Origin of the sequence: Caloramator mitchellensis (assembly GCF_001440545.1) — a bacterium.
Lineage (GTDB): Bacteria > Bacillota > Clostridia > Clostridiales > Caloramatoraceae > Caloramator > Caloramator mitchellensis.
The window spans coordinates 1-2,984 of record NZ_LKHP01000037.1 but is presented as its reverse complement, the minus strand read 5'-3'; the positions used below and the strand labels follow the sequence as shown (position 1 = coordinate 2,984).

Annotated in this window: 1 rRNA gene; it reads right to left on the bottom strand. The window is 53.1% G+C overall.

Annotated features, from left to right (window positions below):
• Nucleotides 1-63: 63 nt before the first annotated feature.
• Nucleotides 64-2,938, bottom strand: a 23S ribosomal RNA gene (locus ABG79_RS12065).
• Between the last annotated feature and the right edge of the window lie 46 nt (nucleotides 2,939-2,984).

Sequence of the window (2,984 nt, the reverse complement as noted above, 5' to 3'; positions counted from 1 at the left end):
GGGAACGGGTGTTTCCCTACCTCCATCACCACCGGATATTCCTTTGAAAACTGCACAGCATTCTTGATCAAGCCCTCGACCTATTAGTACCAGTCAGCTTAACGCCTCACGACGCTTTCACCCCTGGCCTATCTACCTTGTGTTCTTCAAGGAGTCTTACTGCTTTCGCATGGGAAATCTCATCTTGAGGGGGGCTTCGCGCTTAGATGCCTTCAGCGCTTATCCCTTCCGAACATGGCTACCCAGCTGTGCCATTGGCATGACAACTGGTGCACCAGAGGTTCGTCCATCCCGGTCCTCTCGTACTAAGGACAGCTCCTCTCAAATTTCCTGCGCCCGCGACGGATAGGGACCGAACTGTCTCACGACGTTCTGAACCCAGCTCGCGTGCCGCTTTAATGGGCGAACAGCCCAACCCTTGGGACCTACTTCAGCCCCAGGATGCGACGAGCCGACATCGAGGTGCCAAACCTCCCCGTCGATGTGGACTCTTGGGGGAGATCAGCCTGTTATCCCCGAGGTAGCTTTTATCCGTTGAGCGATGGCCCTTCCACTCAGAACCACCGGATCACTAAGCCCGACTTTCGTCCCTGTTCGAGATGTCTCTCTCTCAGTCAAGCTCCCTTCTGCCTTTACACTCTTCGCGCGATTTCCAACCGCGCTGAGGGAACCTTTGGGCGCCTCCGTTACTTTTTAGGAGGCGACCGCCCCAGTCAAACTGCCCACCTAGCAATGTCCCGTGACTTGCTTCAAAGCCTCCGGTTAGAGCTTCAGTATCATCAGGGTGGTATCCCAACGTCGACTCCGTAATGCCTGGCGACATTACCTCTCAGTCTCCCACCTATCCTGTACAGACAATACCAAAACTCAATGCTAAGCTACAGTAAAGCTCTACGGGGTCTTTCCGTCCAATCGCGGGTAACCGGCATCTTCACCGGTACTACAATTTCGCCGAGTCCCTCGTCGAGACAGCGCCCAAGTCGTTACGCCATTCGTGCGGGTCGGAACTTACCCGACAAGGAATTTCGCTACCTTAGGACCGTTATAGTTACGGCCGCCGTTTACTGGGGCTTCGGTTCAAAGCTCTCACTCTTCCCCTTAACCTTCCAGCACCGGGCAGGCGTCAGCCCCTATACTTCGTCTTTCGACTTAGCAGAGACCTGTGTTTTTGCTAAACAGTCGCTTGGGCCTATTCTCTGCGGCTCTCTCGAGCACCCCTTCTCCCTAAGTTACGGGGTCAATTTGCCGAGTTCCTTAACGAGGGTTCTCTCGCTCGCCTTAGGATTCTCTCCTCACCTACCTGTGTCGGTTTGCGGTACGGGCACCTTATCCCTCGATAGAGGCTTTTCTTGGCAGTGTGAAATCAGCAGCTTCGCCTTGCGGCTCCCCTTCAGCACCTCGCTTAGCCATACGGATTTGCCTGTATGGCATGCCTCATGCCTTGGACGCACTCTACCATCCATGCGCTCTGCCTATCCTCCTGCGTCACCCCTTCTCTCAAACGGTCTAAGGTGGTATCGGAATTTCAACCGATTGTCCATCACCTACGCCTTTCGGCCTCGGCTTAGGTCCCGACTAACCCTGGGCGGACGAACCTTCCCCAGGAAACCTTAGGTTTTCGGCGAGTAGGATTCTCACCTACTTCTCGCTACTTATGCCAGCATTCTCTCTCGTATACAGTCCACATATCCTTCCGGTTATGCTTCTACCCATATACGACGCTCCCCTACCATGCCTAAGCATCCACAGCTTCGGTGTCATGTTTTAGCCCCGGTAATCTTCGGCGCAGGACCTCTCGACCAGTGAGCTATTACGCACTCTTTAAATGTATGGCTGCTTCTAAGCCAACATCCTGGTTGTCTTGGAGATCCCACATCCTTTCCCACTTAACATGCACTTCGGGACCTTAGCTGGTGGTCTGGGCTGTTTCCCTCTTGACCACGGATCTTATCACTCGTAGTCTGACTCCCAGGGTCTCAGTTTCGGCATTCGGAGTTTGATAGGGTTCGGTAACCTGGACGGCCCCTAGCCCATTCAGTGCTCTACCTCCCAAACTTACGCCCTGAGGCTAGCCCTAAAGCTATTTCGGGGAGAACCAGCTATCTCCGAGTTCGATTGGAATTTCTCCGCTATCCACAGCTCATCCCATGGTTTTTCAACACCAACGCGGTTCGGGCCTCCGACAAGTTTTACCTTGTCTTCACCCTGTCCATGGATAGGTCACCCGGTTTCGGGTCTACGACATGTAACTTATCGCCCTATTAAGACTCGGTTTCCCTTCGGCTCCACACCTTAAGTGCTTAACCTCGCTACATATCGTAACTCGCTGGCTCGTTCTACAAAAAGCACGCCGTCACTCCTTAACGAGCTCCGACTGCTTGTAGGCACAAGGTTTCAGGTTCTCTTTCACTCCCCTCCCGGGGTTCTTTTCACCTTTCCCTCACGGTACTCTTCGCTATCGGTCACCAGGGAGTATTTAGCCTTGGGTGGTGGTCCACCCTGCTTCCCACAGGATTCCTCGTGTCCCGCGGTACTCTGGATCAGGTCTTAGGTCTTCTCCTTTCGCCTACAGGGCTTTTACCTTCTGTGGCCGGACTTTCCAGTCCTCTTCAGCTAGGTTACCTCCTAATTCATGACCTGTCCTCAACCCCAGAGTTTCCTCTGGTTTGGGCTCTTTCCCTTTCGCTCGCCGCTACTTAGGAAATCGATTATTCTTTCTCTTCCTCCGGGTACTTAGATGTTTCAGTTCCCCGGGTCTGCCCTCCTTAACCTATTTTGTTCAGTTAAGGATGTATGGTGTTTACCATACGGGTTCCCCCATTCGGATATCTACGGTTCACTGTCTGTTTGCGACTACCCGTAGCTTTTCGCAGCTTACCACGTCCTTCTTCGGCTCCTGGTGCCAAGGCATCCACCTTGCGCCCTTTATAGCTTGATCTTGTAGTTTTTCTTACCCTTGCTGTGCAGTTTTCAAAGATCTAGAG